Source organism: Pseudomonas sp. THAF187a (genome assembly GCF_009363395.1).
GTDB lineage: Bacteria > Pseudomonadota > Gammaproteobacteria > Pseudomonadales > Pseudomonadaceae > Aquipseudomonas > Aquipseudomonas khazarica.
The window spans coordinates 2,677,889-2,703,240 of the sequence record NZ_CP045349.1; the positions used below are offsets into that span (position 1 = coordinate 2,677,889).

The 25,352-nt window shown below is 64.1% G+C and carries 19 protein-coding genes; 6 read left to right on the forward strand and 13 right to left on the reverse strand.

The features are described from left to right. Positions 1–154: 154 nt before the first annotated feature. Positions 155–2,527: a phosphoenolpyruvate synthase gene (gene ppsA / locus FIV02_RS12510; RefSeq protein WP_037047680.1), complete on the reverse strand. Its 2,373-nt coding sequence runs from the start codon at positions 2,525–2,527 to the stop codon at positions 155–157. Between ppsA and FIV02_RS25290 the strand changes: the two genes are divergently transcribed. The 3 genes from FIV02_RS25290 to FIV02_RS12520 all read left to right on the forward strand — a co-directional run bounded on the left by FIV02_RS25290 (position 2,474) and on the right by FIV02_RS12520 (position 4,241). Continuing rightward, a complete protein-coding gene (locus tag FIV02_RS25290) occupies positions 2,474–2,689 on the forward strand; it encodes a hypothetical protein (protein WP_371923154.1) in 216 nt (71 codons plus the stop codon). The two genes, ppsA and FIV02_RS25290, sit on opposite strands and share 54 nt — an antisense overlap. Positions 2,690–2,775: 86 nt before the next feature. Further along, a complete protein-coding gene (locus tag FIV02_RS12515) occupies positions 2,776–3,594 on the forward strand; it encodes a pyruvate, water dikinase regulatory protein (protein ID WP_037047682.1) in 819 nt (272 codons plus the stop codon). A 17-nt stretch (positions 3,595–3,611) separates the two neighbouring features. Continuing rightward, the gene (locus FIV02_RS12520; protein WP_152488793.1) at positions 3,612–4,241 is read left to right on the forward strand and encodes a LysE family translocator; all 630 of its coding nucleotides are present in this window, start codon (positions 3,612–3,614) and stop codon (positions 4,239–4,241) included. Between the two features lie 5 nt (positions 4,242–4,246). Here FIV02_RS12520 and prpF read toward each other — a convergent pair whose 3' ends face one another. From prpF to FIV02_RS12545, 5 genes are all read right to left on the reverse strand, one after another. Continuing rightward, complete coding sequence (prpF, locus tag FIV02_RS12525; protein WP_152488794.1) at positions 4,247–5,434, reverse strand: 2-methylaconitate cis-trans isomerase PrpF; 1,188 nt, start codon at positions 5,432–5,434, stop codon at positions 4,247–4,249. A gap of 164 nt (positions 5,435–5,598) precedes the next feature. Beyond that, the gene (gene acnD, locus FIV02_RS12530; RefSeq protein ID WP_172979217.1) at positions 5,599–8,208 is read right to left on the reverse strand and encodes a Fe/S-dependent 2-methylisocitrate dehydratase AcnD; all 2,610 of its coding nucleotides are present in this window, start codon (positions 8,206–8,208) and stop codon (positions 5,599–5,601) included. Between the two features lie 14 nt (positions 8,209–8,222). Beyond that, positions 8,223–9,380 (reverse strand): 2-methylcitrate synthase, encoded by a 1,158-nt coding sequence (gene prpC / locus FIV02_RS12535; RefSeq protein WP_037047700.1) that lies wholly within the window; start codon positions 9,378–9,380, stop codon positions 8,223–8,225. Positions 9,381–9,410: 30 nt separating this feature from the next. Then, positions 9,411–10,298 carry a methylisocitrate lyase gene (gene prpB / locus FIV02_RS12540; RefSeq protein WP_037047702.1) on the reverse strand — a complete coding sequence of 296 codons (888 nt, stop codon included), beginning with the start codon at positions 10,296–10,298 and terminating at the stop codon, positions 9,411–9,413. Continuing rightward, complete coding sequence (locus FIV02_RS12545) at positions 10,295–11,032, reverse strand: GntR family transcriptional regulator (protein WP_152488796.1); 738 nt, start codon at positions 11,030–11,032, stop codon at positions 10,295–10,297. The genes prpB and FIV02_RS12545 overlap by 4 nt, the downstream gene beginning before the upstream one ends. 304 nt (positions 11,033–11,336) lie before the next feature. On the opposite strand from FIV02_RS12545, the gene FIV02_RS12550 reads away from it, so the two are divergent. From FIV02_RS12550 to FIV02_RS12560, 3 genes are read left to right on the forward strand one after another with little or no spacing between them, the layout of a single operon-like run. Further along, positions 11,337–11,873 carry an ATP-dependent zinc protease gene (locus FIV02_RS12550; protein WP_037047706.1) on the forward strand — a complete coding sequence of 179 codons (537 nt, stop codon included), beginning with the start codon at positions 11,337–11,339 and terminating at the stop codon, positions 11,871–11,873. Between the two features lie 5 nt (positions 11,874–11,878). Beyond that, positions 11,879–13,405, forward strand: a complete 1,527-nt coding sequence (locus FIV02_RS12555) for an inactive transglutaminase family protein (RefSeq protein ID WP_037047708.1) — start codon at positions 11,879–11,881, stop codon at positions 13,403–13,405. Between the two features lie 4 nt (positions 13,406–13,409). Beyond that, positions 13,410–14,396: an alpha-L-glutamate ligase-like protein gene (locus tag FIV02_RS12560; RefSeq protein WP_037047711.1), complete on the forward strand. Its 987-nt coding sequence runs from the start codon at positions 13,410–13,412 to the stop codon at positions 14,394–14,396. A 75-nt stretch (positions 14,397–14,471) separates the two neighbouring features. Here FIV02_RS12560 and FIV02_RS12565 read toward each other — a convergent pair whose 3' ends face one another. From FIV02_RS12565 to FIV02_RS12595, 7 genes are all read right to left on the reverse strand, one after another. Continuing rightward, entirely contained in the window at positions 14,472–15,623 is a 1,152-nt protein-coding gene (locus FIV02_RS12565; RefSeq protein WP_152488797.1) for a MalM family protein, read from the reverse strand. A gap of 4 nt (positions 15,624–15,627) precedes the next feature. After that, on the reverse strand, positions 15,628–17,217 hold the full coding sequence (locus tag FIV02_RS12570; RefSeq protein ID WP_152488798.1) for an outer membrane protein transport protein: 1,590 nt from the start codon (positions 17,215–17,217) through the stop codon (positions 15,628–15,630). An 18-nt stretch (positions 17,218–17,235) separates the two neighbouring features. Then, on the reverse strand, positions 17,236–18,240 hold the full coding sequence (locus FIV02_RS12575; RefSeq protein WP_152488799.1) for a transporter: 1,005 nt from the start codon (positions 18,238–18,240) through the stop codon (positions 17,236–17,238). 38 nt (positions 18,241–18,278) lie between these two features. Then, complete coding sequence (locus FIV02_RS12580) at positions 18,279–19,040, reverse strand: C39 family peptidase (RefSeq protein WP_037047722.1); 762 nt, start codon at positions 19,038–19,040, stop codon at positions 18,279–18,281. 84 nt (positions 19,041–19,124) lie between these two features. Next, positions 19,125–19,547, reverse strand: coding sequence for a DUF6160 family protein (locus FIV02_RS12585; RefSeq protein WP_152488800.1), 423 nt, complete (start codon positions 19,545–19,547; stop codon positions 19,125–19,127). A gap of 234 nt (positions 19,548–19,781) precedes the next feature. Next, entirely contained in the window at positions 19,782–22,505 is a 2,724-nt protein-coding gene (locus tag FIV02_RS12590) for a LuxR C-terminal-related transcriptional regulator (RefSeq protein ID WP_037047729.1), read from the reverse strand. Continuing rightward, complete coding sequence (locus tag FIV02_RS12595; protein WP_152488801.1) at positions 22,502–25,216, reverse strand: LuxR C-terminal-related transcriptional regulator; 2,715 nt, start codon at positions 25,214–25,216, stop codon at positions 22,502–22,504. Before FIV02_RS12595 ends, FIV02_RS12590 begins: the two co-directional genes overlap by 4 nt. Positions 25,217–25,352: the final 136 nt, after the last annotated feature.

Consider the following 25,352-nt stretch of genomic DNA (forward strand, 5'->3'; position numbering starts at 1 on the left):
GCAATTCATGTCGCCGTCAGCGACGGACCAGGGGGCTGCCTGCTCGGATGACAGGCAACGAAAACCGTCGGGAGCGTCTGCACGACCACTTTCGACGGCCTGAAAGCAAAAAAAGGGCGGGATCAACCCGCCCTTCTTCGGTCGATCGCGACGCTTAGGCCGGTTGGGCCTCGGCCAGGAAGAACCAGGTGTCGAGTACCGAATCCGGGTTCAGCGACACGCTCTCGATGCCCTGCTCCATCAGCCAGCGCGCCAGGTCCGGGTGGTCCGACGGGCCCTGACCGCAGATGCCGATGTACTTGCCCGCCTTGTTGCAGGCGGCAATGGCGTTGGCCAGCAGCTTCTTCACCGCCGGGTTACGTTCATCGAACAGGTGCGCGACGATGCCGGAGTCACGATCCAGGCCCAGGGTCAGCTGGGTGAGGTCGTTGGAACCGATGGAGAAACCATCGAAGAACTCGAGGAACTCATCGGCCAGCAGGGCGTTGGACGGCAGCTCGCACATCATGATGACCTTCAGGCCATCCTGACCACGGGACAGACCATTGCTGGCCAGCAGCTCGACCACCTGGCTGGCTTCGCCGAGGGTACGCACGAACGGCACCATGATCTCGACGTTGGTCAGGCCCATCTCGTTGCGCACTTTCTTCAGCGCGCGGCACTCCAGCTCGAAGCAGTCGCGGAACGACTCGCTGATGTAGCGCGAGGCACCACGGAAGCCGAGCATCGGGTTCTCTTCTTCCGGCTCGTACAGCTTGCCGCCGATCAGGTTGGCGTATTCGTTGGACTTGAAGTCCGACAGGCGCACGATGACCTTCTTCGGCCAGAACGCGGCGGCCAGGGTGCTGATGCCCTCGACCAGCTTCTCGACGTAGAAGTCGACCGGGTCGCCGTAGCCGGCGATGCGCTTCTCGACGCTGTCCTTGATCTCCGGCGGCAGGCCGGCGAAGTTCAGCAGCGCTTTCGGGTGCACGCCGATCATGCGGTTGATGATGAATTCCAGGCGGGCCAGGCCCACGCCCTCGTTGGGCAGCTGGGCGAAGTCGAAGGCACGGTCCGGGTTGCCGACGTTCATCATGATCTTGAACGGCAGGTCCGGCATGGCGTCGACCGAGTTCTTGCGAATATCGAAGCCCAGTTCGCCTTCGAAGATGAAACCGGTGTCGCCTTCGGCGCAGGAAACGGTGACGCCCTGGCCGTCCTTCAGCACGCTGGTCGCGTTGCCGCAGCCAACCACGGCCGGAATGCCCAGCTCACGGGCGATGATCGCCGCGTGGCAGGTACGCCCGCCACGGTTGGTGACGATGGCGCTGGCGCGCTTCATCACCGGCTCCCAGTCCGGATCGGTCATGTCGGAGACCAGCACGTCGCCCGGCTGGACCTTGTCCATCTCGGAAACGTCGTGGATCACGCGGACCTTGCCGGCGCCGATGCGCTGACCGATGGCGCGACCTTCCACCAGCACGGTGCCCTTCTCTTTCAGCAGGTAGCGCTCCATCACGGTGGCGCTGGAACGGCTCTTCACGGTTTCCGGACGAGCCTGCACGATGTACAGCTTGCCGTCGTCACCGTCCTTGGCCCACTCGATGTCCATCGGGCGGCCGTAGTGCTTCTCGATGATCAGGGCCTGCTTGGCCAGCTCGCTGACCTCGGCATCGCTGATGCAGAAACGGGCGCGCTCGGCGCGATCGACTTCCACGGTCTTGACCGAGCGGCCGGCCTTGGCTTCGTCGCCATAGACCATCTTGATCGCCTTGCTGCCCAGGTTGCGACGCAGGATCGCCGGGCGACCGGCTTCCAGGGTCGGCTTGTGCACGTAGAACTCGTCGGGGTTGACCGCACCCTGGACCACGGTCTCGCCGAGGCCGTAGGCGCCGGTGATGAACACCACGTCACGGAAGCCGGACTCGGTGTCGAGGGTGAACATCACGCCGGCGGTGCCGGTTTCCGAACGCACCATGCGCTGCACGCCGGCGGACAGGGCGACCAGCTTGTGGTCGAAGCCCTGGTGCACGCGGTAGGCGATGGCGCGGTCGTTGAACAGGGAGGCGAACACCTCCTTGGCGGCGCGGATCACGTTGTCCACGCCACGGATGTTGAGGAAGGTCTCCTGCTGGCCGGCGAAGGACGCGTCCGGCAGGTCTTCGGCGGTAGCGGAGGAACGCACGGCGACCGCCATGTTGTCGTTGCCGGCGCTCATGGCGGCGAAGGCTTCGCGGATCTCGGCATCGAGACGAGCCGGGAATTCGGCGTCCATCACCCATTGGCGGATTTCTGCGCCGGTCTTGGCCAGGGCGTTGACGTCATCGACGTCCAGGGCATCCAGTGCGGCGTGGATGCGCTCGTTCAGGCCGCTCTGCTCGAGGAAATCGCGATAGGCCTGGGCGGTCGTGGCGAAACCACCGGGAACCGAGACGCCGGCACCCGCCAGATTACTGATCATCTCGCCGAGGGATGCGTTTTTGCCCCCCACATGCTCTACATCGTGGACGCCGAGCTTATCGAGGGAAACTACGTACTCTACCAAGGTGATCTCTCCACTAGAATGTTGGAAAAGCTCAGAACTCGCGTGAAGCCCGCTGCACTTCGGCCCTGCAGGGCTCCAGCTGGCAGCCTTCACGCAAATTCTCGGGGGGCTGGACGCTCCGGCGACAGGTTGCCGCAAGATTGTGGCCTTGCCCTTGAATAAGTAACAATGCCAGACCCCATGGGGCCGGCGAAAAACGCGGCCTATCATAGCCAAGAATCGAACTCAGCTTAAGGCCTTTGGCGCAAATGAAACGAACCGCTTTCTTCATCTCCGACGGCACCGGCATCACGGCCGAAACCCTGGGCCAGAGCCTGCTCGCGCAGTTCGAGAACATTCAGTTCACCAAACTGACCCGCCCTTATATCGACAGCGTCGAAAAAGCGCGCGCCATGGTACAACAAATCGATGCCGCTGCCGAAAGAGACGGCATGCGTCCGATCATCTTCGACACCATCGTCAACCGTGACATTCGTGCGATCCTCGATACCGCGAATGGTTTCATGATCGACATCTTCTCCACCTTCCTCTCGCCGCTGGAGCAGGAGTTGAGTTCGCACTCCTCCTATTCCGTCGGCAAGTCGCACTCCATCGGCCAGAACTCCAACTACATGGAGCGCATCGAGGCGGTGAACTTCGCCCTGGACAACGACGATGGCGCCCGCACCCACTATTACGACAAGGCCGACCTGATTCTGGTCGGCGTGTCACGCTGCGGCAAAACGCCCACCTGCCTGTACATGGCCATGCAGTACGGCATCCGCGCCGCCAACTATCCGCTGACGGAAGACGACATGGAGCGCCTGCAGCTGCCCGAGTCGCTGAAGAAGTACCGCGACAAGCTGTTCGGCCTGACCATCGACCCGGATCGCCTCACCGCCATCCGCCACGAGCGCAAACCCAACAGCCGCTACGCCAGCTATGCGCAGTGCGAGTTCGAGGTGCGCGAGGTGGAGAGCCTGTTCCGCCGCGAGAACATCGCCTTCATCAACTCCACGCACTTCTCCGTGGAAGAGATTTCCGCCAAGATCCTGGTGGAAAAAGGCGTGGAACGCCGTCTCAAATAACCTGCCGCGAGCCCGCCATGACGCTCAACGATGCCGTGCTGTTCGCCCCGATCGCCCTGCTGATCGCCATTACCCCGGGGCCCAACAACTTCTGTGCGATGAACAACGGTATCCGCCATGGCGTGACGACCGCCGTACTGGCGACCACCGGGCGGGTCATCGCATTCGCTTTCTTCCTGCTCATTTCGGCGGTCGGCCTCGGCGCCATGCTGATGGCCTCCGAACAGCTGTTCACCGCGATCAAGTGGGTCGGCGCCGCCTACCTGCTCTACCTGGGTGTCAGCGCCTGGCGCAGCCGCGCCTTCGCCCTGGACGAACAGCAAGGTCTGACGCAACCCAGGCGCACCCTGTGGCTGGCGACGCGCCAGGAATTCCTCATCGGCATCAGCAACCCCAAGGCCATTCTGTTGTTCGCGGCGATCTTCCCGCAGTTCATCCGCCCCGATCAGCCTGCCGCCGAGCAGTTTCTCTACCTGGGCACGACCTATCTGCTGGCGGAGTACGCCGCTTCGCTGCTCTATGCACTGTTCGGCCTGCAGATCCGCCGCCTGATTCGCAGTGCCCGTGGCGTGCGCAACCTGAACCGCACCACCGGCGCCTTCTTCGTCAGCGCCGGCGGCCTGTTGCTGGGTACCAGCCAGCACTGAGCGACTCAGAAGCTGTCGCCCGGCACCCGTACCCAGCCTTCCATCAGGATGCGCGCACTGCGGCTCATCACCGCCTTGGTCACCGCCCACTGACCCTCGACCTGCCGGGCCTCGGCACCGACGCGCAAGGTGCCGGACGGATGGCCGAAACGCACCGCTTCACGCTCACCACCACCGGCGGCCAGGTTGACCAGGGTGCCCGGCACCGCCGCCGCCGTGCCGATGGCCACCGCACAGGTGCCCATCATGGCGTGGTGCAGCTTGCCCATCGACAGCGCACGCACCAGCAGGTCGATCTCGCCGGCCTGCACCTGCTTGCCGCTGGAGGTGCGGTAATCCTTGGGCGGGCTGACGAAGGCGATCTTCGGCGTGTGCTGACGGGTCGCAGCCTCCTCGGCAGTCGCGATCAGCCCCATGCGCAGCGCACCGGCGATGCGGATCTGCTCGAAACGCGCCAGCTGCGCCGGGTCGCCATTGATGGCCTCGCGCAGCTCGGTGCCCTGGTAGCCGATGTCCTCGGCATTGACGAACACCGTGGGGATGCCGGCGCTGATCAGGGTCGCTTTGAAGGTGCCGATGCCAGGCACCTCGAGGTCGTCGACGAGGTTGCCGGTGGGGAACATCGAGCCCCCCTCCTCGCCATCGTCGGACGGGTCGAGGAACTCCAGCACGATCTCCGCCGCCGGAAAGGTCACGCCATCCAGCTCGAAATCGCCGGTTTCCTGCACCTGGCCGTTGCTGATCGGCACATGGGCGATGATGGTCTTGTGAATGTTGGCCTGCCAGATGCGCACCACGCAGGTGCCGTTCTGCGGAATCCGCGCCGGGTCCACGAGGCCGGCATGAATGGCGAACGCCCCCGCTGCCGTGGACAGGTTGCCGCAGTTGCCGCTCCAGTCGACGAAGGCCTTGTCGATGGAGACCTGGCCATAGAGGTAATCGACATCGTGCTCCGGCTGACTGCTGGCCGACAGAATCACGCATTTCGACGTGGACGAGGTCGCACCGCCCATGCCATCGATATGCGCCGAATAGGGATCAGGACTGCCGATGACGCGCATGAACAACCGGTCACGCGCCTCGCCCGGCACCTGGCAGCGCTCGGGCAGATCCTGCTGGCGAAAGAACACGCCCTTGCTGGTACCGCCACGGATGTAGGTAGCGGGGATTTTCACTTGCGGCAGATGAGCCATGAGTGCAGTCCTGAAAAAGTGGCCCGGATGCAACCCGGGGCAAGCAGATTTGGCCATGCCCGGATTACATCCGGGCTACGTGCCAGGCGCAGGGTGGATGGCGCTTTCCATCCACCGTGGCGGATTCCACGGTAGATGAATGAGGCGTGATCCACCCAGCGAGGTCAGGCCACCGCGCCTTCGAGGAAGTCCTTGGCGAAGCGCTGCAGCACACCACCAGCCTTGTACACGCTGACATCGGCAGCGGTATCCAGGCGGCAAGTCACCGGTACCTTGAGCACTTCACCGTCATGGCGATTGACCACCAGGGTCAGCTCGCAACGCGGCGAGATCTCGCCTTCGATGTCGTAGGTCTCGGTGCCGTCCAGGCCCAGGGTCAGGCGCGTGGTACCCGGTTTGAACTCCACCGGCAGCACGCCCATGCCCACCAGGTTGGTACGGTGGATGCGTTCGAAGCCTTCGGCGACGATCACTTCCACGCCAGCCAGACGCACGCCCTTGGCCGCCCAGTCGCGCGAACTGCCCTGGCCGTAGTCGGCACCGGCAACGATGATCAGGTTCTGCTTGCGGTTCATGTAGGTTTCGATCGCCTCCCACATGCGCATGACCTTGCCTTCCGGCTCCACGCGGGCTAGCGAGCCCTTCTTGACCTGCCCGTCGACCACGACCATCTCGTTGACCAACTGCGGGTTGGCGAAGGTGGCACGCTGCGCGGTCAGGTGATCGCCACGGTGGGTGGCGTAGGAGTTGAAGTCCTCCTCCGGCAGGCCCATCTTCGCCAGGTACTCGCCCGCCGCCGAGTCCGCCAGGATGGCGTTGGACGGCGACAGGTGATCGGTGGTGATGTTGTCCGGCAGGATCGCCAGCGGACGCATGCCCTTGAGCGTGCGCTCGCCGGCCAGCGCGCCTTCCCAGTACGGCGGACGGCGGATGTAGGTGGACATCGGTCGCCAGTCGTACAGCGGGCTTTCCGCCTCCTGCACGCTACCGAGGTCGAACATCGGAATGTAGATCTGGCGGAACTGCTCCGGCTTCACGCTGGCGGCGACGATGGCGTCGATCTCCTCGTCGCTCGGCCAGAGGTCCTTCAGGGTGACCGGATTGCCGTTGGCATCGGTACCCAGCGCGTCCTGCTCGATATCGAAGCGCACGGTGCCGGCGATGGCGTAGGCCACCACCAGCGGCGGCGAAGCGAGGAAGGCCTGCTTGGCATAGGGATGGATGCGCCCGTCGAAGTTGCGGTTGCCCGAGAGCACGGCGGTGGCGTACAGGTCGCGGTCGATGATCTCCTTCTGGATCTGCGGATCGAGCGCACCGGACATGCCGTTGCAGGTGGTGCAGGCGTAGGCGACGATGCCGAAGCCGAGCTTCTCCAGCTCCGGCAGCAGGCCGGCCTCTTCCAGATACAGCCTGGCGACCTTCGAGCCTGGCGCGAACGAGGTCTTCACCCAGGGCTTGCGTACCAGCCCCAGGGCATTGGCCTTCTTCGCCACCAGACCGGCCGCGACGACGTTGCGCGGGTTGGAGGTGTTGGTGCAACTGGTGATGGCCGCGATGATCACCGCGCCGTCGGGCATCAGCCCCTCGGCTTCCTCGCCCTTGCCGGACTGCAGCTTGGCTTCATCGGCGATGCCGCGCTCGGCCAGGGCCGAGGTCGGCAGGCGTCGATGCGGGTTGGACGGCCCCGCCATGTTGCGCACCACGCTGCCCAGATCGAAACGCAGTACCCGCTCGTACTCCGCGCTTGTCAGCGCATCGCTCCACAGCCCCAGGGTCCTGGCGTAGTGCTCGACCAGCGCCACCTGCTCCGGCTCGCGACCGGTGAGCTTGAGGTAGTCGACGGTCTGCTCGTCGATGTAGAACATCGAGGCCGTGGCGCCGTATTCCGGGCACATGTTGGAGATCGTCGCGCGGTCGCCGATGGACAGGCTGTCGGCCCCTTCGCCGAAGAACTCGACGTAGGCACCCACCACGCGCTCCTTGCGCAGGAATTCGGTCAGGGCCAGGACGATATCGGTGGCGGTGATGCCCGGCTGACGCTTGCCGGTCAGCTCGACGCCGACGATATCAGGCAGGCGCATCATCGACGGATGGCCAAGCATCACGGTCTCGGCCTCCAGGCCGCCGACGCCGATGGCGATCACGCCCAGCGCATCGACGTGCGGCGTGTGCGAGTCGGTGCCGACGCAGGTGTCGGGGAACGCGATGCCGCCACGTGCCTGGATCACCGGGCTCATCTTCTCCAGGTTGATCTGGTGCATGATGCCGTTGCCGGCCGGGATCACGTCGACGTTCTTGAACGCGGTCTTGGTCCAGTCGATGAAGTGGAAGCGATCCTCGTTGCGGCGGTCCTCGATGGCGCGGTTCTTCTCGAACGCATCCGGATCGAACCCCGCGGCCTCCACGGCCAGGGAGTGGTCGACGATCAGCTGCGTCGGCACCACCGGGTTGACCTTGGCCGGATCGCCGCCCTTGTCGGCGATGGCATCGCGCAGGCCGGCCAGGTCGACCAGCGCGGTCTGCCCCAGGATGTCGTGGCACACCACGCGCGCCGGATACCAGGGGAAGTCCAGGTCGCGCCGGCGATAGACCAGTTGCTCCAGCGACGCCGTCAGGTCCTGCGGCGCGCAGCGACGTACCAGCTGCTCGGCGAGCACGCGCGAGGTGTAGGGCAGCTTGCTCCAGGCGCCGGCCTGGATCGCCTCGACCGCCTCACGGGCGTCGAAGTAATCCAGCGCGGTACCGGGCAAGCGCTTGCGGTATTGGCTATTCACGGTGTCGGTCATGATTATTTACGATCCTTGAGCGGCACGAACTTCAGGTCTTCGGGGCCTGTGTAGTTGGCGCTCGGGCGGATGATCTTGCCGTCGATGCGCTGCTCGATGACGTGCGCGGACCAGCCGGCGGTGCGGGCGATGACGAACAGCGGGGTGAACATCGCGGTGGGCACACCCATCATGTGGTAGCTGACGGCGCTGAACCAGTCGAGGTTGGGGAACATCTTCTTGATGTCCCACATCACGCTCTCCAGGCGCTCGGCGATGTCGTACATCTTGCTGTTGCCCTGCTCCACCGAGAGCTCGCGAGCCACTTCCTTGATCACCTTGTTGCGCGGGTCGCTGACGGTATAGACCGGGTGACCGAAGCCGATCACCACCTCCTTGCGCTCGACCCGGGCACGGATGTCGGCCTCGGCTTCGTCCGGGCTGTCGTAGCGCTTCTGCACTTCGAAGGCCACTTCGTTGGCGCCGCCGTGCTTCGGCCCGCGCAGCGCACCGATGGAACCGGCGATGCAGGAGAACAGGTCCGAGCCGGTGCCGGCGATCACCCGCGAGGTGAAGGTCGAGGCATTGAACTCGTGCTCGGCGTACAGGTTGAGCGAGGTGTGCATGGCACGCACCCAGGACTCGCGCGGTTTCTCGCCGTGCAGCAGATGGAGGAAGTGGCCGCCGATGGAGTCATCGTCGGTGTCCACCTCGATACGCTTGCCGTTGTGGCTGTAGTGGTACCAGTACAGCAGCGCCGAACCCAGCGAGGCCATAAGCTTGTCGGCAATGTCGCGGGCACCCGGATGGTTGTGATCGTCCTTCTCCGGCGCCAGGCAACCGAGCACGGACACCGCGGTACGCATCACGTCCATCGGATGGGCGGACGGCGGCAGCTGCTCCAGCGCGGCCTTGACCCCGGCCGGCAGGCCACGCAGCGCCTTGAGCTTGGCCTTGTATCCGGCCAGCTCAGCGACATTCGGCAACTTGCCGTGGACCAGCAGGTGGGCGATTTCCTCGAACTCGCAGCGATTGGCGAAATCGAGCACGTCATAGCCACGGTAATGCAGGTCGTTACCGGTACGGCCAACGGTGCACAGCGCGGTGTTGCCGGCGGCGGTGCCGCTCAGGGCGACGGACTTCTTCGGTTTGAAGCCAGGGGTGGTTTCAGTAGCACTCATGGTTATCTCCTCGAATCTTTGTTCTTGTCTTTATTTCTTGCCGGCGGCGAACAGCGCATCGAGCTTCTGCTCGAAGGCGTGGTAGCCGATACGGTCATAGAGCTCGGCACGGGTCTGCATCAGCTCGATCACGTCCTTCTGGTGGCCGTTCTGGCGAATCGAGGTGTAGACACTCTCGGCCGCCTTGTTCGCCGCGCGGAAGGCGGACAGCGGATAGAGCTGGATGGCGACGCCGACCGAGGCCAGTTCGTCGCGGGTGAACAGCGGCGTGGCACCGAACTCGGTGATGTTGGCCAGTACCGGCACGTTCAGCGCATCGACGAAACGCTTGTAGGTCGGCAGGTCATACGCTGCCTCGGCGAAGATGCCGTCGGCACCGGCCTCGACGTAGGCCTGGCAGCGTTCGATGGCCGCGTCCACGCCTTCGGCCTGGATGGCGTCGGTGCGGGCGATGAGGAAGAAATCGGGGTCGGTCCTGGCATCGGCGGCAGCACGCACGCGGTCGACCATTTCTTCGCAGGAGACGATTTCCTTGCCCGGACGGTGACCGCAGCGCTTGGCGCCGACCTGGTCCTCGATGTGCGCCGCGGCGGCACCGGCCTTGATCAGGTTCTTGATGGTGCGCTCGATGTTGAAGGCACTGGGACCGAAGCCGGTGTCGATGTCCACCAGCAGCGGCAGGTCGCAGACATCGGTGATGCGCCGCACGTCGGTCAGCACGTCATCCAAAGTGTTGATGCCCAGGTCCGGCAAACCGAGGGAGCCGGCTGCCACACCACCGCCAGACAGATAAATGGCGCGAAAGCCCGCGCGCTTGGCCAGCAGCGCGTGGTTGGCGTTGATCGCACCGATTACCTGCAGCGGACTCTCGATGGCGAGGGCCTGGCGGAAACGCTGGCCGGCGGAAAGCTGAGTCATGAATCACCTCGGGTCTTGGATGGAGTGGTGAGCGCGCCCTGCCCGTTCTGGGCAACGTAGTGGCGCTCGATGTTGCGCTTGGAAGCGCCGATATGACGGCGCATCAGCAGTTCGGCCAGTTCGCCGTCACGGTCGGCGATGGCATCGAGAATGCGGTGATGCTCGGCGAACGCCTGGCGCGGCCGGTTGGGCGTCGCGGAAAACTGCAGGCGATACATGCGCACCAGCTGATACAGCTCGTCGCAGAGCAGCTTGGCCAGGGTACGATTGCCGCTGCCCTGGATGATCCGGTAGTGGAAGTCGAAGTCGCCTTCCTGCTGGTAGTAGCCGACCCCCGCCTTGAAAGCGGCGTCCTGCTCGTGCAGTTCCAGCACCCGGCGCAGCTCGTCGATTTCCGTCTGCGTCATGCGCTCGGCGGCCAGGCGGCAGGCCATGCCTTCCAGCGATTCGCGGATCTCGTACAGCTCGATCAGCTCGGCATGGCTCAGCGATACGACCCGTGCGCCCACGTGCGGGACGCGCACCAGCAGCTTCTGCCCCTCCAGGCGGTGAATCGCCTCACGCAACGGGCCGCGACTGATGCCATAGGTACGCGCCAGCTCCGGCTCGGAGATCTTGCTGCCAGGAGCGATCTCGCCCTTGACGATGGCCGCCTGGATCAAGCGAAAGACATGCTCGGAAAGTGTTTCCGAATCCGCCTGAGGCGTGACCAGTTCATTCGATTCGAGCAGCATGATTGTCGACACCAGAGCATTTCGATAGGCGCAAAACTACGCTTAAAAGCCGAACCAGTCAAAGCAGACCAAAGTATTGTCGACAATATTTTCAACTCGGCCAGGTCTGAAAAGCGCCACCTTACTTGCAGAAAGCTACATAAGCGTCTGTCAGCATGGAAAATCCCCATGCTAGAATTCGCCGAACTCAAGCCCGGCCAGCGTCCGCTGCCTCGCCTGCTAGACTTCATGGCGGACAGCTGTCTGGCAGGATGCCTCCAGGCGCTGTTCATCACCCTCTCCTGGCAAGACCTCTCAAGGACTCATGAGACTGAAACCCTTCTCCTTGCTGCTCTGCCTGTTGACCCTGTCCTGCCCTGCTCTGGCCATGGGCAAGTCCGTCTATGGCCTGAACGAATACATCTACATCGAAGAGCTCGACCTCCAGGTGGCAGCCAAGCTCGACACCGGCGCCAAGACCGCCTCGCTCAGCGCCCGAGACATCGAACGTTTCAAACGCGACGGGGAAACCTGGGTGCGTTTCGTGCTGGCCATCGACGACACCCACGAGCGCACGATCGAGCGCCCTCTGGCGCGCATCAGCAAGATCAAACGCCGTGCCGGCGACTACGATCCGGACGAGGGCAAGACCTACACCGCGCGCCCTGTAATCGACCTTGAACTGTGCATGGGGCAGGCCCTGCGCACAATTGAAGTGAACTTGACCGACCGAAGTGCATTCCAATACCCGCTTCTGATCGGCTCCGAAGCCCTCAAGCATTTCGGTGCCATGGTCGATCCAAGCCTAAAATATGCAGCTGGAAAACCCGGCTGCACCGATGACGCAACCCCTGGCGAGTAATTCCCATGCGCTCTCTGAACCTGCATCTGAAAGTCCTGATCACCCTGCTGGTGACCCTGGGCGTTCTGATTACGGCATACCAAATCTTCATTCTCGGCATCCCGGTGACCGAGGACGAGACCGACGATCTGTGGAACATCGACGCCAAGGTCGAGTTTCAGGCCAGCCCGCGTGAGCCGGTCAAGCTGCAGATGTTCGTACCGCCGCTGAACCAGGATTACGTGAGCCTCAACGAGAGTTTCATCTCCAACAACTATGGCGTCAGCGTCAACCGTGTCGACGGCAATCGCCGCGTCACCTGGTCGGCCCGTCGCGCCAACGGCAAGCAGACCCTCTACTACCGCCTGGTGCTGACCAAGCGTTACAGCGGCGAGCAGGCGCCTGCCAAGGGGCCGATCTTCCGTGACAGCATTGCCGTGGAGGGCCCGGAAAAGATCGCCGCAGAAGCCCTGCTCGCACCGATCCGCCAGCATTCCGCGGATGTCGAGACCTTCATCAGCGAGACCATCAAGCGCGTCAACAACGCCAACGACGACAACGTCAAGCTGCTGCTCGGCGGCGACGCGTCCACCGTCAACAAGGCCAAGGTCGTCGAGCTGCTGCTGTCCATCGCTCACGTGCCGATGGAACGCGTGCACACCATTCGCCTGCAGGCCGAGGTCGCCCAGTCGCCCGAGCTGTGGCTGCGCAGCTTCAATGGCCAAAAATGGCTGTACTTCAATCCCGAATCCGGCGAGCAGGGCCTGCCCGCCGATCGCCTGGTCTGGTGGATCGGTGACGAAGAGCTGGTCAACCTCGAAGGGGGTCGTCAGGCCCAGGTCAGCTTCAGCCTGAACAACAGCGAGATGAATGCCATCCGCCTGGCCAAGCTGACCGACGAGAACACCGACGCCAGCTTCCTCGAGTACTCGCTGTACGGCCTGCCCCTGCAGACCCAGCAGACCTTCATGATCATGGTCATGATCCCGATCGGCGTACTGGTGATCCTCATCCTGCGCAACCTGGGTGGCCTGCAGACCCTGGGGACCTTTACCCCGGTGCTGATCGCCCTGGCCTTCCGCGAAACCCAGCTGGGCTTCGGCATCTTCCTGTTCACCGTGATCACGGCGCTCGGCCTGTCGTTGCGCTCCTACCTGGAACACCTGAAGCTGCAGATGCTGCCACGCCTGTCGGTGGTGCTGACCTTCGTGGTGGTGCTGATCGCGGCCATCAGCCTGTTCAGCCACAAGCTGGGCCTGGAGCGCGGCCTGTCCGTCGCCCTGTTCCCGATGGTGATCCTGACCATGACCATCGAACGCCTGTCGATCACCTGGGAAGAGCGCGGCGGCGGCCATGCCTTCAAGGTCGCCATCGGTACCCTGTTCGCCGCCACCGTCGCACACCTGCTGATGATGGTTCCGGAGCTGGTGTACTTCGTGTTCACCTTCCCGGCGATCCTGCTGATCCTGGTGGGCTTCATGCTGGCGATGGGTCGTTACCGCGGCTACCGCCTGACCGAACTGTTCCGTTTCAAAGCCTTCCTCAAGGACTAAGACCATGTTCGGCCTGATCAAGACGTGGAAGGCCCTTGAAGCCAAAGGCATCATGGGCATCAACCGACGCAATGCGGACTACGTGCTGAAGTACAACAAACGGCACCTGTACCCCATCGTCGACGACAAGATCATCACCAAGGAACGCGCCATCGAGGCCGGTATCGATGTACCGGAGCTGTACGGCATCATCGATACCGAGAAAGGCATCGACAAGCTCGACCAGATCATCGCCGGGCGCAACGACTTCGTCATCAAGCCGGCGCAGGGCGCTGGCGGTGACGGCATCATGGTGATCGCGGACCGCTTCGAGGATCGCTTCAAGACCGTCTCCGGCAAGATCGTCAGCCATGAGGAGCTGGAGCAGCAGATTTCCAGCATCCTCTCCGGGCTGTACTCGCTCGGTGGCCACCGTGATCGCGCACTGATCGAGTACCGCGTGACCCCGGACACCATCTTCAAGAGCATCAGCTACGAGGGCGTACCGGATATCCGTATCATCGTGCTGATGGGCTACCCGGTGATGGCGATGCTGCGCCTGCCAACACGGCAGTCCAGCGGCAAGGCCAACCTGCACCAGGGCGCCATCGGCGTCGGTGTCGACCTGGCCACCGGCGTCACCCTGCGCGGCACCTGGCTGAACAACAAGATCAGCAAGCACCCGGACACCACCAACGCGGTGGATGGCGTGCAACTGCCGAACTGGGATGGCTTCATGAAGCTCGCCGCCGGCTGCTACGAGCTCTGCGGCCTGGGCTACATCGGCGTGGACATGGTCCTGGACCAGGACAAGGGGCCGTTGATCCTCGAACTCAACGCCCGCCCGGGCCTGAACATCCAGATCGCCAACGACTGCGGCCTGACCCATCGCGCCCACGCGGTGGAGGCCCATCTGGAAGAGCTGAAAGCCAAGGGTCTGCAGGAAGACGCCGAGGAACGCGTACGCTTCTCCCAGGGCTTGTTCGGCCACGTCGTCAGCAAGGAAGTCTGACGCCCAAGCCTCCCTGCCTTGCAGGGAGGCTGCTGCCCGCCCGCGCATGGCGGGCCTCCCTATCCACATCGCCCCCTAGCGCATGATCGCCAGCTCGAAGGCCCCTTCATCGGCATGCGCATGGCGCTGCATGCCCGCCTCATCCACCGCCAGCGCCTGCAAGGGGCGCTTGAACGGCTTGTTGTCGAGCGTCTGCAGGCTGCGGTCCTCGTCGGTGGTGATCAGCAGCACGTAGCGCTCGCCGCGTTCGGCACGCACCTGCACCGTACCCTCGATGAAGGCGTAGCGGTACCAGGTTTCCGGGTGCAGCTGATACACCGCATCGCTGACCAGCCGGGTCGGCTGCTTGGCTTCATCGAGAAACAGCAGTGACGGATAGACCACCTGGCGATTGGCGAAACTGCGCACCCGCAAGCCATAGCTGCGCCGTGATGCCGGCAATTTCACGGCCGCGTAGTAGCTGCGTCCCATGGGAAAATCGAAGCTCGGCGAGAAGCGGTCCAGCTCCTCGTAACGCGGCTCTTCGGCCGAAAGCACGGTGAATTCGCTGTCGCGCAACTGGCCACAGCAGCGTGTCGACAATTCACTGTACAGCCCGTCACCACGCGACTGGCTGCCGGCGAGCAACGCCTGCATGGCGGCGGTCGGTTGCCCGTCGAGCATGGGTAGCGCCGGCTTGCCGCGTTCGAACTCGATCTGCCGGCCTTCGCTGTAACGAACGCTGGAGGGCGCCTCGGCCTCGGACCGGCCAGAGCGCGTCGGGACGGACGAGTTGTGCATGCGCCCCTGCTCGTCGACCCAGGTGTAGTAAGGGCTGTCGGAGGTACCCCGGGAGAAACCACGACCTTCCAGCACCTCCGAATCGATGTAGTCCCCTGCCCGCTCGCCACTGGCCAGCACGTGGTCGTTCCCGGACGCGCCAGCGACCTGTGCACCGGCATAGAAGCTGTTCTGCAGCTGGCCATTGCCATCGACCCAGGTGAAATAGCGGCGCTTGCTCTCCCCGGTGCTCGGCGCACTTCCCGGCCAGGCGCCCCCCTCGCCCAGACGGGCCTGGTCGCTTTTTTCCGCATGCAGCCTCGCCTGACGTTGCTGCTCGGCGAAGCGTGTATCGACGAAGGTGTTGTGCACCCGGCCCTGCTCGTCGACCCAGGTCAGATAACGGCTGCTGGCATCGGCCTGCCAGGCGACGGGCAGGAGCAGCAGAGCGAACGCGAGCCTGCGCATGGTCTCAGAACCTCGAGGTATAGGTCATGGAGAAGATGTAGGCCTTGACCGTGGTTTCCACGTTGAGCCCGGCGTAGGGGTTGTAGACCAGGTTGTCCAGGCCTTCGCAGCTGACGTTGCAACTGCTGCCCGCCGGAATGTTCTGCTTGGAAACGAAGTAGTTGAAGCCGATATCGATGGTGCTGTCCTTGTCCCAGCGGTACCCCAGACCCAGGCCGTAAAGATCGGCATCGCCGACCGGCGCCAGCACGTCGGCCTTGTTCTCGGGAATGGCCGAGGGGCGGTACTCGTAGCCGGCGCGCAAGGCCAGGCGATCATTGACGTCGTACTGCACACCGACGCCCCAGCTCCAGGTGTCACGATAGCCACGGTCGAGAATGATGCTGCGACTGGTGGCGTTACCGCCGCCGAAGGTCTTGGCGATGCGCAGCAGATCCAGCTCGCGGTCGAACTCGATCTCGAAGTTGTTCCAGTCGCTATAGCCAACCCAGCGCAGGTCCAGGTTGAACTGCCACTTGTCGAAGGGGCGTACCTTGATACCGGTGCTGAAGGCGTCCGGATAGGTCAGTTTCAAGGACGCGTTGCCAGACTCCTGGTCGACCCCATAAGGGAAGATCGGGCTGAGGATCTGGCCAAACAGCGAGCCTTGCAGGCCCGACCAGAAGCCCGCCCAGTCCTCGCTGTAGTCGATGCGGTACTTACCCTTGAGGTTCATCCGCGCCTCGCTCTGGTAGGTCGCCCCCCAGGCGAACCAGTCGGTCGGCTCCCAGAGAATGCCCAGGTTGTAGGTCGGCGACAGGCTCTGTTCGAGGTCGAGATCGAGATTGGCCAACGAGTCGAACGGGCCGATCTTGCCACTGCAGACGTTGATGATCGATCCGACGATGTCGCCCAGGCCTGGCAGGCACAGCGCTTCGTTGAGAATGCGGGTCAGGCCGGTGAGCATGCCGGGGTTGCGGAAGTCCTGGTTGAGCGCCACCGCCTGGTGAGAGAAGCCGATGGACAAGCCCAGGGACAGCTCGTCGTTGACCTGGTAGGCCAGCGACGGCGAGAAGTAGGTGATGCGCTGCAACGACACCTGGCGCCCCTGGAAACGGCCCGGATCGTCGTCCGAGTCTCGTGAATAGCCCAGCGCCATGGGTGCGTAGACATTGGTGGCGAAGGTGAACTTCGAGCCTGGCGGGTTGATCGACAACCCCGCCAGCGGCGCCACCAGGAGCGGCAGCTCGGTCATCCCGCCGACGCCGGGCAGGTACATGGTAGGCGTCAGCGTGCGGCTGCTGGAGTTCTTGAACGGGTCGTCGTCGTAGCCCATGAAGCCATAGCCTTCGCGGGCCTCGAACTTGGCGCGAATGTCCATCACCCCGCTGAGCAGCTTGACCGTCGTCTGCCGCCCCTTGAGCTTGCTCAGGGCGGCCGGGTTGTAGTGCACGGCATCGATGCCGGTGGAGTCGGCGGTCACGGCGTTGCCCATGGCCATGGCCTTGGGGTTGCCGATGGTCAGGTTGTTGGCCAACTGCGCCTGTGCGGGCAGGACGCAAGCTGCGACCAACCCGACCAGCAGCAGCGCCTGCAGCTTGGCAAGATGATTCATATCCGGTTCGCTCGCTGCTTACTCGGCCTTGAGGCCCTTGATATCAAGGGGCATGGAGATCCCGAGCAGGACATCGGGCGAATCTTCGGTCATGCCGAAACCGGCATTGACGTTGACGATGGTGTTCGGCGCGGTGCGCAGGCCCAGCGAGAAGTTCATCACCGCACTGGTCTGTTCGTTCCCTTCCAGCGTGACGTCGCTGAACTTGAACGTCGGCGCCAGGTTGTGCGCCATCTGCAGCGATGTCGCCAGCGAGACGTCGTAGGACAGTGCGTAGGCGAAGCCCATGCTCAGCGACAGGCTGGAGCCGGGCTCGACCTCTTCCAGCAGGCGGCCGCCACGCACCTGGTCGGCATCGCGGATCGGCAGGTTGTAGGTGTAACCCAGCGAACCGAACAGCACCACCGGGTCGATCACGTAGGACATGTTGGCACCGACGCCCAGGCTGTAGTAGCCGTTGCCGGTGGCCAGGCCATCGTCGAGGCTGACGTCGTAGGGGCTGTCCCCGGTCGGCAGGCCAAGGGTGGCGAACAGGGTGGTGACCGGCCGGCCGCGCTCGGACGACCAGGGTTGCCAGCGCAGGCTGGCGGAGACGTCGCCGAGGCTGTAGGTGCTGAGGTCGCGTTCGGTGTCGTACTTGGCCAGGAACGGCACACGCATGCTGAAGGTGAGGTTGTCCCAGACGCCGTAGTCGAAGGTGAAGGAGTTGGTGAAGGTGTGCTGCGCCTCGCTCTGGCCGATCACGCTGTAGACGTTCTGCCCGGTGCGCACGGTCTGGATCTGCGTATCGCGCAACAACGAGTAGTCGAAGCCGTAGGTCAGCGTACGCTCGCCCTTCTTGAGCAGCGTGTAGCTCTTCTCGGCGGCCTGGAACACCTCTTCCAGCGCCTTGGCGCTGTCGGCGTCATCATCCTTCTTGGTCAGCGCATCACGCGCATCGTCGACCGTGGCCTCCTCGGCCAGGACCGGTTGTGCTGCAGCAAGCGCCAGCATGGCCAGCCATGCGTACCCCCAAACTCCCATGACGCTATCCCCAGATCGTTATTGTTATGCCGGGTGAATCACTTGCGGCGAATGTACTGGATGTCGCCTCCCGACCCTAAGCGGTCGGCCTGATTCGTGGTGAACTTGGCCATCTGCGGAAACTCGCGGAAAGCCAGCATGCTGATGGTGCGGTCATCGATGATGCGCAGGTCACGGTCGGTCAGCGCCATGGCGTTGGCCGGCTCGTTGCCACTGGGAAAGATCACGAACAGGACGTTCTGATCCCATATCTCCTCGAAACGCACGCGGGTGAAGCTGATGTTGCCCAGCGCCGGGTCGGCGATGAACACGTGGTCGTTGTAGACATCGCGCACCACCACGAAATGTTTGAAGCCGGCGTACTCGATCGGCACGATGGCCGGGTGTTCGAGCTGCGCAAGGTCATCGAACGCAGCCCGGAAACCGCCGCTCTTGTAGCCCAGGGCGGTGACGAAGCGCTTCATGTCGAGCAACGAAAAACCGCGCCGCTCGACGATCTTTTCCGCCTCGCCGAAATGCAGCAGCCCCTCCATCACCTGGCGCTCTTCCAGGTTGCGCCCCAGGAAGTAGTCGAGCAGCGTGGTCAGGGCCGCGGAGCCGCAGCTGTAGTCGTAGGCCTGGCGAATCACGTTGCGAAACTGCAACTGACTCATCGGCTCCAGCACCACCGACTCGCGCAGCGGGCCATTGGGCAGCAGCGGCTGAGTGATGTTCACCGTCCCGGCTGGCTGCGGCTTGGTGTCGACAGCCTCGGTGAAACCGTACAAACCGATCAGGCTGCCCACGAGAATTTCGATCATTGGTCAATCCGCGACTGCATACAACGAGACAGGAGCCCGGCCGCGAACAGCGGCAGAGCTCCTGCGGATCAGCTCAAGCGAGGATCAATGACCCCAGATCTTGACGGTGGAGCCGGCCATGTCGAGACCGTTGATGGCGACGCCACCAATGGTGCCGTTGCCGATCTTCACGGCGTCCACAGCGACACCGCCGTTGATGCCCGGCAGGCCGATTTCCAGCTTGTTGTCGACCACATCGATGGTCAGCGGGTTGGCTTCGTCGATGTTGAAGCCGGACAGGGTGACGGTGTTCAGGCTCAGGCTGTTGCTGCCGTCGCTGACACCGGTTTCGGTATCGGTGTAGACAATCGAGCCGATGGTGGCATCGAAGTTACCGGCGATGCTGATACCAGCCTGACCGGTGACGCCGGCCAGGTCGGAGTCATCCAGCGCTTTCAGGTCGGCCTGGGCCATGAACGGAACAGCCATGACGGCGGCGGCAAGAGCGAGTTTTTTCAGGGTCATCATTGTTGTTATCTCCACAGTTCAAATGGGGGGTCCCCGGGCTCTGCCGGTGACGTCCTGTCACGAGCAGCCTGATCGGCTCATGCCGATCACCAGACCTGTCGCGGCTTCCCTAGGTACGCCAGGTTTGGATTCACGCAGCGCATGGCGCTCCGAGATGGCTACAAGCTACTAACCCACCCCGCCCCTGCCAGCCCATCCAAGGGATGGAGCAGGTAGGACGTTCCTCAATTCCCTTCATGCCTCACTGAGCAATCCCAGGCTCTTGCCCTTGAGCACCGCCTGGGTACGACTGCGTACCCCCAACTTGGAAAACAGGTTGTGCAGATGCCATTTGATGGTGGCCTCGGACAGGTGCACCGCCTGGGCGATGTCGCGATTGGAAAGGCCGGCGGCCACGAGCCGCAGGATCTCCCGCTCGCGGTGGCTAACATCCTGATTTTCCTCGAAACTTTCAGGGTCGATAGACAGCCGGCGACACTGCTCGCGAAGCATCTCGGCCACGCCCTGCCAGGCCGCCGCCGGCTTCGGCTCGGCCTCGTGCCAGGCTTCCCAGAGCGGCAGCAACCAGATGGCGTCGTCCTGGAACAGGCGGCGGTAGCCGCACTGCCAGGCTTCTTCCAGGGTCGCGCGCAGCAGGGTGAAGGCCTTGTCGCTGTTACCTTTGCGCCAGTACGCCACAGAAAGTAACAAGCTCAGGCGCAAGCGCCGGTCACGCTGATGCTCGGCCCCCTGTTTGGCCAGGCAGGCCTCCAGGCTGGCTTGTGCCTTGTCTACGCGCCGGTCGCTCAATGCCAGGCGCGCCTGACTCAGTGCCAGCGCGGTGTGCGCGTCGCCGTAACGCTCGATGGGCAGCGCCGCCAGGTGGCGCTCCAGCTGCAGATAGATGCGCTGCGCCTCGTTGGGCCGGCGCAGCCACAGGAGAAACTGCACCTTGCAGCCCATGCCGATGGCGAACACCCGTTCATAGCCCGGCCCCTGCAAGCCCGCCAGCCATTCGTCCAGCTCTTCCAGGCCCTGCTCGGCAGCCCCTGCGAAGAAGCGTGCCCGTGCCATGACCAGCTTGCCACGACTGATCAGCTCCACCGGTGTCGCCACGTCGCGCCAGGTCGTGGCCAGCGGCAATTCGGCGAGTATCGCGCCATGCCGGTCCTGCTCGTACAGCAGATCGGCATAGGCCAGTCCCAGCGGACCACCGACCCGACTGCGGCGGCCGAACACCTGCTCCACGCGGGCGCGTGCGGTTTCGGCGAGGGCCCGGCCGCGCTCCAGCTCGCCATATTCCTTGCAGATCAGCGCCTCGATCAGGCTGGCCATCACGTGCAGGTACTCGCTCTCGCACTGACGCAGATTCTCGCGGGCCACGGCAATCGCCTTGGCCGCCTCACCGAACTCGCCCAGCAGCGCGAATGCCGCCGCCTGCACGCAGGCCAGGCTGGCGCGGAACACCGGCTGGTTCTGCGGCACCAGGGCCAGCCAGTGGCCGGCGACCTTGAGGCAGGCTTCGAGCTTGTCCTGATACAGCAGCACCAGCGCCTTGAGCACCTGGGCAGCCGCCAGCAGCTCGATCAGACCAAAGTGCATGCCCTTGCCGCGGCCCTGAGTCAGGCGCGTGCTGACCTCCTCGATCAACGCTTCGGATTCGGCGAACTTCTGCTCGAAGGCCAGCTGCCAGGCATAGAAGATCTGGAACACCGGCTGCTCGGCGATCACCACCGGGGGAATGTCCTTGAGAATGGCGAGGATGCCGTAGACCCGGTTGCCGGCGATCAGGCGCGCGCCCTGGCGCTCCAGCAGCTCGGCGGCAAAGCCGTAGTCACGGGCGCGCAGGGCGTACTTGATCGACTTGTCGGCCAGGTCACGCCCTTCGCACCAACGCGCAGCCGCATGCAGCAGGTGCGCGGGATCGCCGCGCTTGGCCAGGCGCCCCTGCAGGAACTCGGCGAACAGGTGGTGATAGCGGAACCATTCGCCCTGCTCGTCCAGCGGGATCACGAACAGCTGCTCGCCCTGCAGGCGACGGAGCATCTCGGCGCCGTCCTGGCGGCCCGTCAGGGCATTGCACAGTGGCGCGTTGAACTCGTCGAGCACCGAGGTCTGGTCGAGAAACAGCTGCACGGGTTCCGGCAGGCTGGCGACGACGTCCTCGGCCAGGTAATCGGCGATGTTGCGCTCGGCGCCCGACAGTCCGGCAAGAAAGGCTGCCCGATCACGTTGCCGTGGCAAGGCCAGTGCCGCCAGATGCAGCGCGGTGATCCAGCCTTCGGTGCGGGCGTACAGCTGGTTGAGTTCACTCTCCTCCAGAGCAAGGCGCTTGATGTCGCGGAAATACGCGGCGGTTTCTGCACGGGTCAGGCGCAGGTCTTCCGCCTTGAGCCAGAACGCCCAGGCGCCAAGCGATGGCGGCTCTTCGAGAAAACGGGGTTGATAGCGCGTGCTGACCACCAGCCGCACATGCCTGGGCAGGCGCTCGATCAGGTAGCGCGAGCCCTGGCCAAGGGATGGATGACGAATGCGGTGGAAGTCGTCGAGCATCAGGTAGAGGTTTTCCCGCAGCGCCTTCAGGTCATCGAGAAAGGCATCGATGACCGCTTCCAGCGGCCAGCTGATCTCGCCCTGCAACAACGCCGAGGCGCTGCCGCCGAATCCGGGACAGGCGGCCTGCACGGCGGCCACGAGATACTGCAGGAACCTCGCCGGTTCACTGTCGCTTTCATCGCAGGACAGCCACGCGACCCTCGCGCCGTTCTGCTGCAGACGACCGCGCAGCTGGCTCAGCACGGTGCTCTTGCCGAACCCGGCAGGAGCGCTGAGGACGATCAGACGCTGCTCGCGCGCCTCCAGCAGACGCTCGAGCAGTGCCGAGCGCTCCAGCAGCAGTGCGCCCTCGGCATGAACCGGATAAAGCTTGGTGCGCAGCAACGGCACACTGACCTGGCACACGGGATTATGGCTATTCATGATTCCAGTAGACTCAGCTCGCGAGCACGGCGGATGGCTTGAGTGCGGTTACGCACCTTGAGTTTTTCGTAGATGTTGTGCAGGTGCCATTTGACCGTCCCCAGGGCCAGGGACAGCTGCTGACCTATCTCCTCGTTGGACATGCCCTTGGCCGCCAGACAGACCACCTCGCGTTCACGCTCGGTCAGCCCCTCCTCCAGCGTGTCCAGCGCCTGGCGTGACGCCTGCCCGGGCCAGGCGGACAGCAGGCTGCGAATGAAGGCCTGCAGCGCTGGCTGGCGCTCGGCCGCCTCCAGCTGCTGGAGCAGTTGGCGAATCGCCTCGCCCTCCTCGATGAACAGGCTGCGCGCCTCTTCCCGTTCGGCGCCGATCAGGCACTGCACCAGCAGGCTCTGCGCACGCTCCTGATAGCCGAGCCGCTGGTAGCTCAGGGCCGCCAGCAGATCCAGGCGCAGGCGGTGCAGACCGTGCCAGCCGTTCTGCAACTGGCTGCGCAACTGGGTGATCTCGTGCAGGGCCTCGCTGAAGTGTCCGCGTGCCTGCTGCAGGCGAATGCGGCTGAGGCCGAGCGCCCAGAGCACCGGATTGAAACTGCGCTGGGTGTAGTGCGCGGCCAGCTTGTTCCAGTCGACCGACTTCAGGCGCTGCTCGGCGCGCTTGCTGCGGTCGGCCGTCGGTTCCTGCAGGGTCAGCGCGATCTCGTCGGCGACCGCCTGCACGTAGAAGCGCCAGGAGTTGTTGCGCGCGGCCAGGTTCTGCATCAGCACCAGCGTCGCGCTGGCCTCCTTGGGCGCATCCTGCAGACGTTGCAACCGCGCCAGGCAGAGCATGGCCTGGGCGTAGAGATCGATGGGGTTGATCACGTCGACGGTCGCCAGCGCCCAGCGCAGTCGATCCTGCAGGCCGTCCAGGCGCCCCTGCTGGTAGGCGATCAGGCATTCGCTGATGGTCGGCAAAACCAGCGCACGCGAGCGCTCGCCGAACCAGGGCATCATCCGCGCCCGCAACTGGTCGAACAGCAGCTGCGCCTGCTTGACCCGCCCCTGTTCCAGACACAGCAGGATTTCCACGTTGGCCAGCTGCATGTCCAGGTAGCGGCCTTCGAGGAAGTGGTTGCGCTGCTGCGCCAGCGCCAGCAGCTTGCGCGCCTGCTCCGCCTGGCCAAGCATGACGTTGGCCAGCGCGCCGACGGTGAGTATCGCCACCTCGAGGAAGGCGGTGTGCTGACCAAGCTGCGCCTCGATGCGACGCGCCAGGCTGACGCAGGTATCCAGGTCGTCCTTCTGCAGGGCAATCACCGCCTTGATCGCCAGGGTCGCGAGCAACTTGTCGCTGAGCGGCCCGCTGCTGCGCGACTCGCCCCAGCGCTCGAGCAGCTCGTCGAGCATGCGATTGGCTTCGTTCAAACCCAGCTCGGCAGCCCGCACCCAGACATCGGCGAGCACCAGCACCGGGAAACGCAGGGCGATGTCGTCCGGTACGTGCTGGCGCCATTTGTAGATCAGGTTCAACTGCCCACGGTTGATCAACTCCAGGCCGCAGCCGTCGAGCAACGCCGCGAGCATCTCGGCATCCTCGGCGAGGCAGGCGTGCTCGATGGCCAGGTTCTGCATGTGGTGGTTGGTGAACCACAGGCTGGCGTTGAAATGCAGCTGTTTGAAGCGTTCGGGATCGCGCTCCTTGAGACGCGCGCGGAGAAATTCGGCGAACAGGTTGTGGAAGCGGTACCACTGCCGCTCACGGTCCAGCGGCAGGAGGAACAGCTGCATGGCTTCCAGTTCCTCCAGCAGTTGCTGGCCATCCTGACGCCCGCACAAGGCGTTGGCCAGATCACCGCTGAGCTGCTGGGCGATACCCAGCGCCAGCAATTGCTCCTGCCGCGCCTGCGGCAACTGTTCGAACACCGAGCGCAGCAGGTAGTCGCCTACCGCCGTCTGGTCGGCGCCCAGCTCCGCCATCCGCTGTGCGGGCTGCGGATGGTGCCTGAGCCACAGGCTGGCCAGGTGCACGCCCACCATCCAGCCCTCGGTGTGGCTGTACAGGGCCTTGAGTGCGTCAGGCTCCAGTTGCAGGCCGCTGCGCTCGAGATAGCTGCGCACTTCCTCGGGGTTGAGGCGCAGCTCGTCGGCACCGAACTCCAGCAGCATGCCCTTGGCACGCAGGGTGGCCAGGCTCAGGGCCGGCTGCGAACGACTGCCGATGGCCAGGGTGAAGCTCGCCGGCGCCAGCTTGGCCAGGCGGTTGAGAGCGGCGAGCAGCTCCGGGTCCTGGAGCAGGTGCAGGTCATCGAGCACCAGCAGCAGCGGCTCGCTGCGCTGCGCCATTTCCGCCAGCAGGCTCTCCATGACGGCCTCGACCGGCACGCGCATGGTATTGCGCAGATAGCCCAGCGCATCCTCGCCCAGGCCCGGCAAGGCACGCCCCAGCGCGTCGATCAGTTGCTGGAAGAAGCGCACGGGGTCGTCATCATCGGCGCTCAGCGATACCCAGGCCACGGCACCACCAGCCTCGCGGTGTCGCTCGGCCAGCACCATCAGGGCAGTGGTCTTGCCGAAGCCGGCAGGCGCGGAAAAAAGCACGAGGCGGGCATGGGGATGGGCTGACAGCGCAGCCTCCACCTGGGGTCTTAGCAGATACTCGGTGGAGGCCTGGGGCGGCGAAAGTTTCGAACGCTGCAGGCTTCCAGCGGCTGGACCTATGACTTCATCCATAGCCAGGATCCCTTCATTAATTATTGTTCTGGTACAACGGTTCAACGTTCTGCAAGCGCTCAATACTAATCAGCCCTGTGCGCCGGAGTAAACCCGGCAGAAGCTCTAGGATGAATGTTAGCGGCAGACTACAATC

Excerpts from the sequence above, each read along its gene's own strand:
- FIV02_RS12515 (WP_037047682.1), top strand. The coding sequence starts at position 2,776 with ATGAAACGAACCGCTTTCTTCATCTCCGACGGCACCGGCATCACGGCC.
- FIV02_RS12595 (WP_152488801.1), bottom strand. The coding sequence starts at position 25,216 with ATGGATGAAGTCATAGGTCCAGCCGCTGGAAGCCTGCAGCGTTCGAAA.
- prpB (WP_037047702.1), bottom strand. The coding sequence starts at position 10,298 with ATGACTCAGCTTTCCGCCGGCCAGCGTTTCCGCCAGGCCCTCGCCATC.
- FIV02_RS12575 (WP_152488799.1), bottom strand. The coding sequence starts at position 18,240 with ATGGGAGTTTGGGGGTACGCATGGCTGGCCATGCTGGCGCTTGCTGCA.
- FIV02_RS12570 (WP_152488798.1), bottom strand. The coding sequence starts at position 17,217 with ATGAATCATCTTGCCAAGCTGCAGGCGCTGCTGCTGGTCGGGTTGGTC.
- FIV02_RS12550 (WP_037047706.1), top strand. The coding sequence starts at position 11,337 with ATGAGACTGAAACCCTTCTCCTTGCTGCTCTGCCTGTTGACCCTGTCC.
- FIV02_RS25290 (WP_371923154.1), top strand. The coding sequence starts at position 2,474 with ATGCTCTACATCGTGGACGCCGAGCTTATCGAGGGAAACTACGTACTC.
- FIV02_RS12560 (WP_037047711.1), top strand. The coding sequence starts at position 13,410 with ATGTTCGGCCTGATCAAGACGTGGAAGGCCCTTGAAGCCAAAGGCATC.
- FIV02_RS12580 (WP_037047722.1), bottom strand. The coding sequence starts at position 19,040 with ATGATCGAAATTCTCGTGGGCAGCCTGATCGGTTTGTACGGTTTCACC.
- FIV02_RS12565 (WP_152488797.1), bottom strand. The coding sequence starts at position 15,623 with ATGCGCAGGCTCGCGTTCGCTCTGCTGCTCCTGCCCGTCGCCTGGCAG.
- prpF (WP_152488794.1), bottom strand. The coding sequence starts at position 5,434 with ATGGCTCATCTGCCGCAAGTGAAAATCCCCGCTACCTACATCCGTGGC.
- FIV02_RS12520 (WP_152488793.1), top strand. The coding sequence starts at position 3,612 with ATGACGCTCAACGATGCCGTGCTGTTCGCCCCGATCGCCCTGCTGATC.
- FIV02_RS12555 (WP_037047708.1), top strand. The coding sequence starts at position 11,879 with ATGCGCTCTCTGAACCTGCATCTGAAAGTCCTGATCACCCTGCTGGTG.
- prpC (WP_037047700.1), bottom strand. The coding sequence starts at position 9,380 with ATGAGTGCTACTGAAACCACCCCTGGCTTCAAACCGAAGAAGTCCGTC.
- FIV02_RS12590 (WP_037047729.1), bottom strand. The coding sequence starts at position 22,505 with ATGAATAGCCATAATCCCGTGTGCCAGGTCAGTGTGCCGTTGCTGCGC.
- FIV02_RS12545 (WP_152488796.1), bottom strand. The coding sequence starts at position 11,032 with ATGCTGCTCGAATCGAATGAACTGGTCACGCCTCAGGCGGATTCGGAA.
- FIV02_RS12585 (WP_152488800.1), bottom strand. The coding sequence starts at position 19,547 with ATGATGACCCTGAAAAAACTCGCTCTTGCCGCCGCCGTCATGGCTGTT.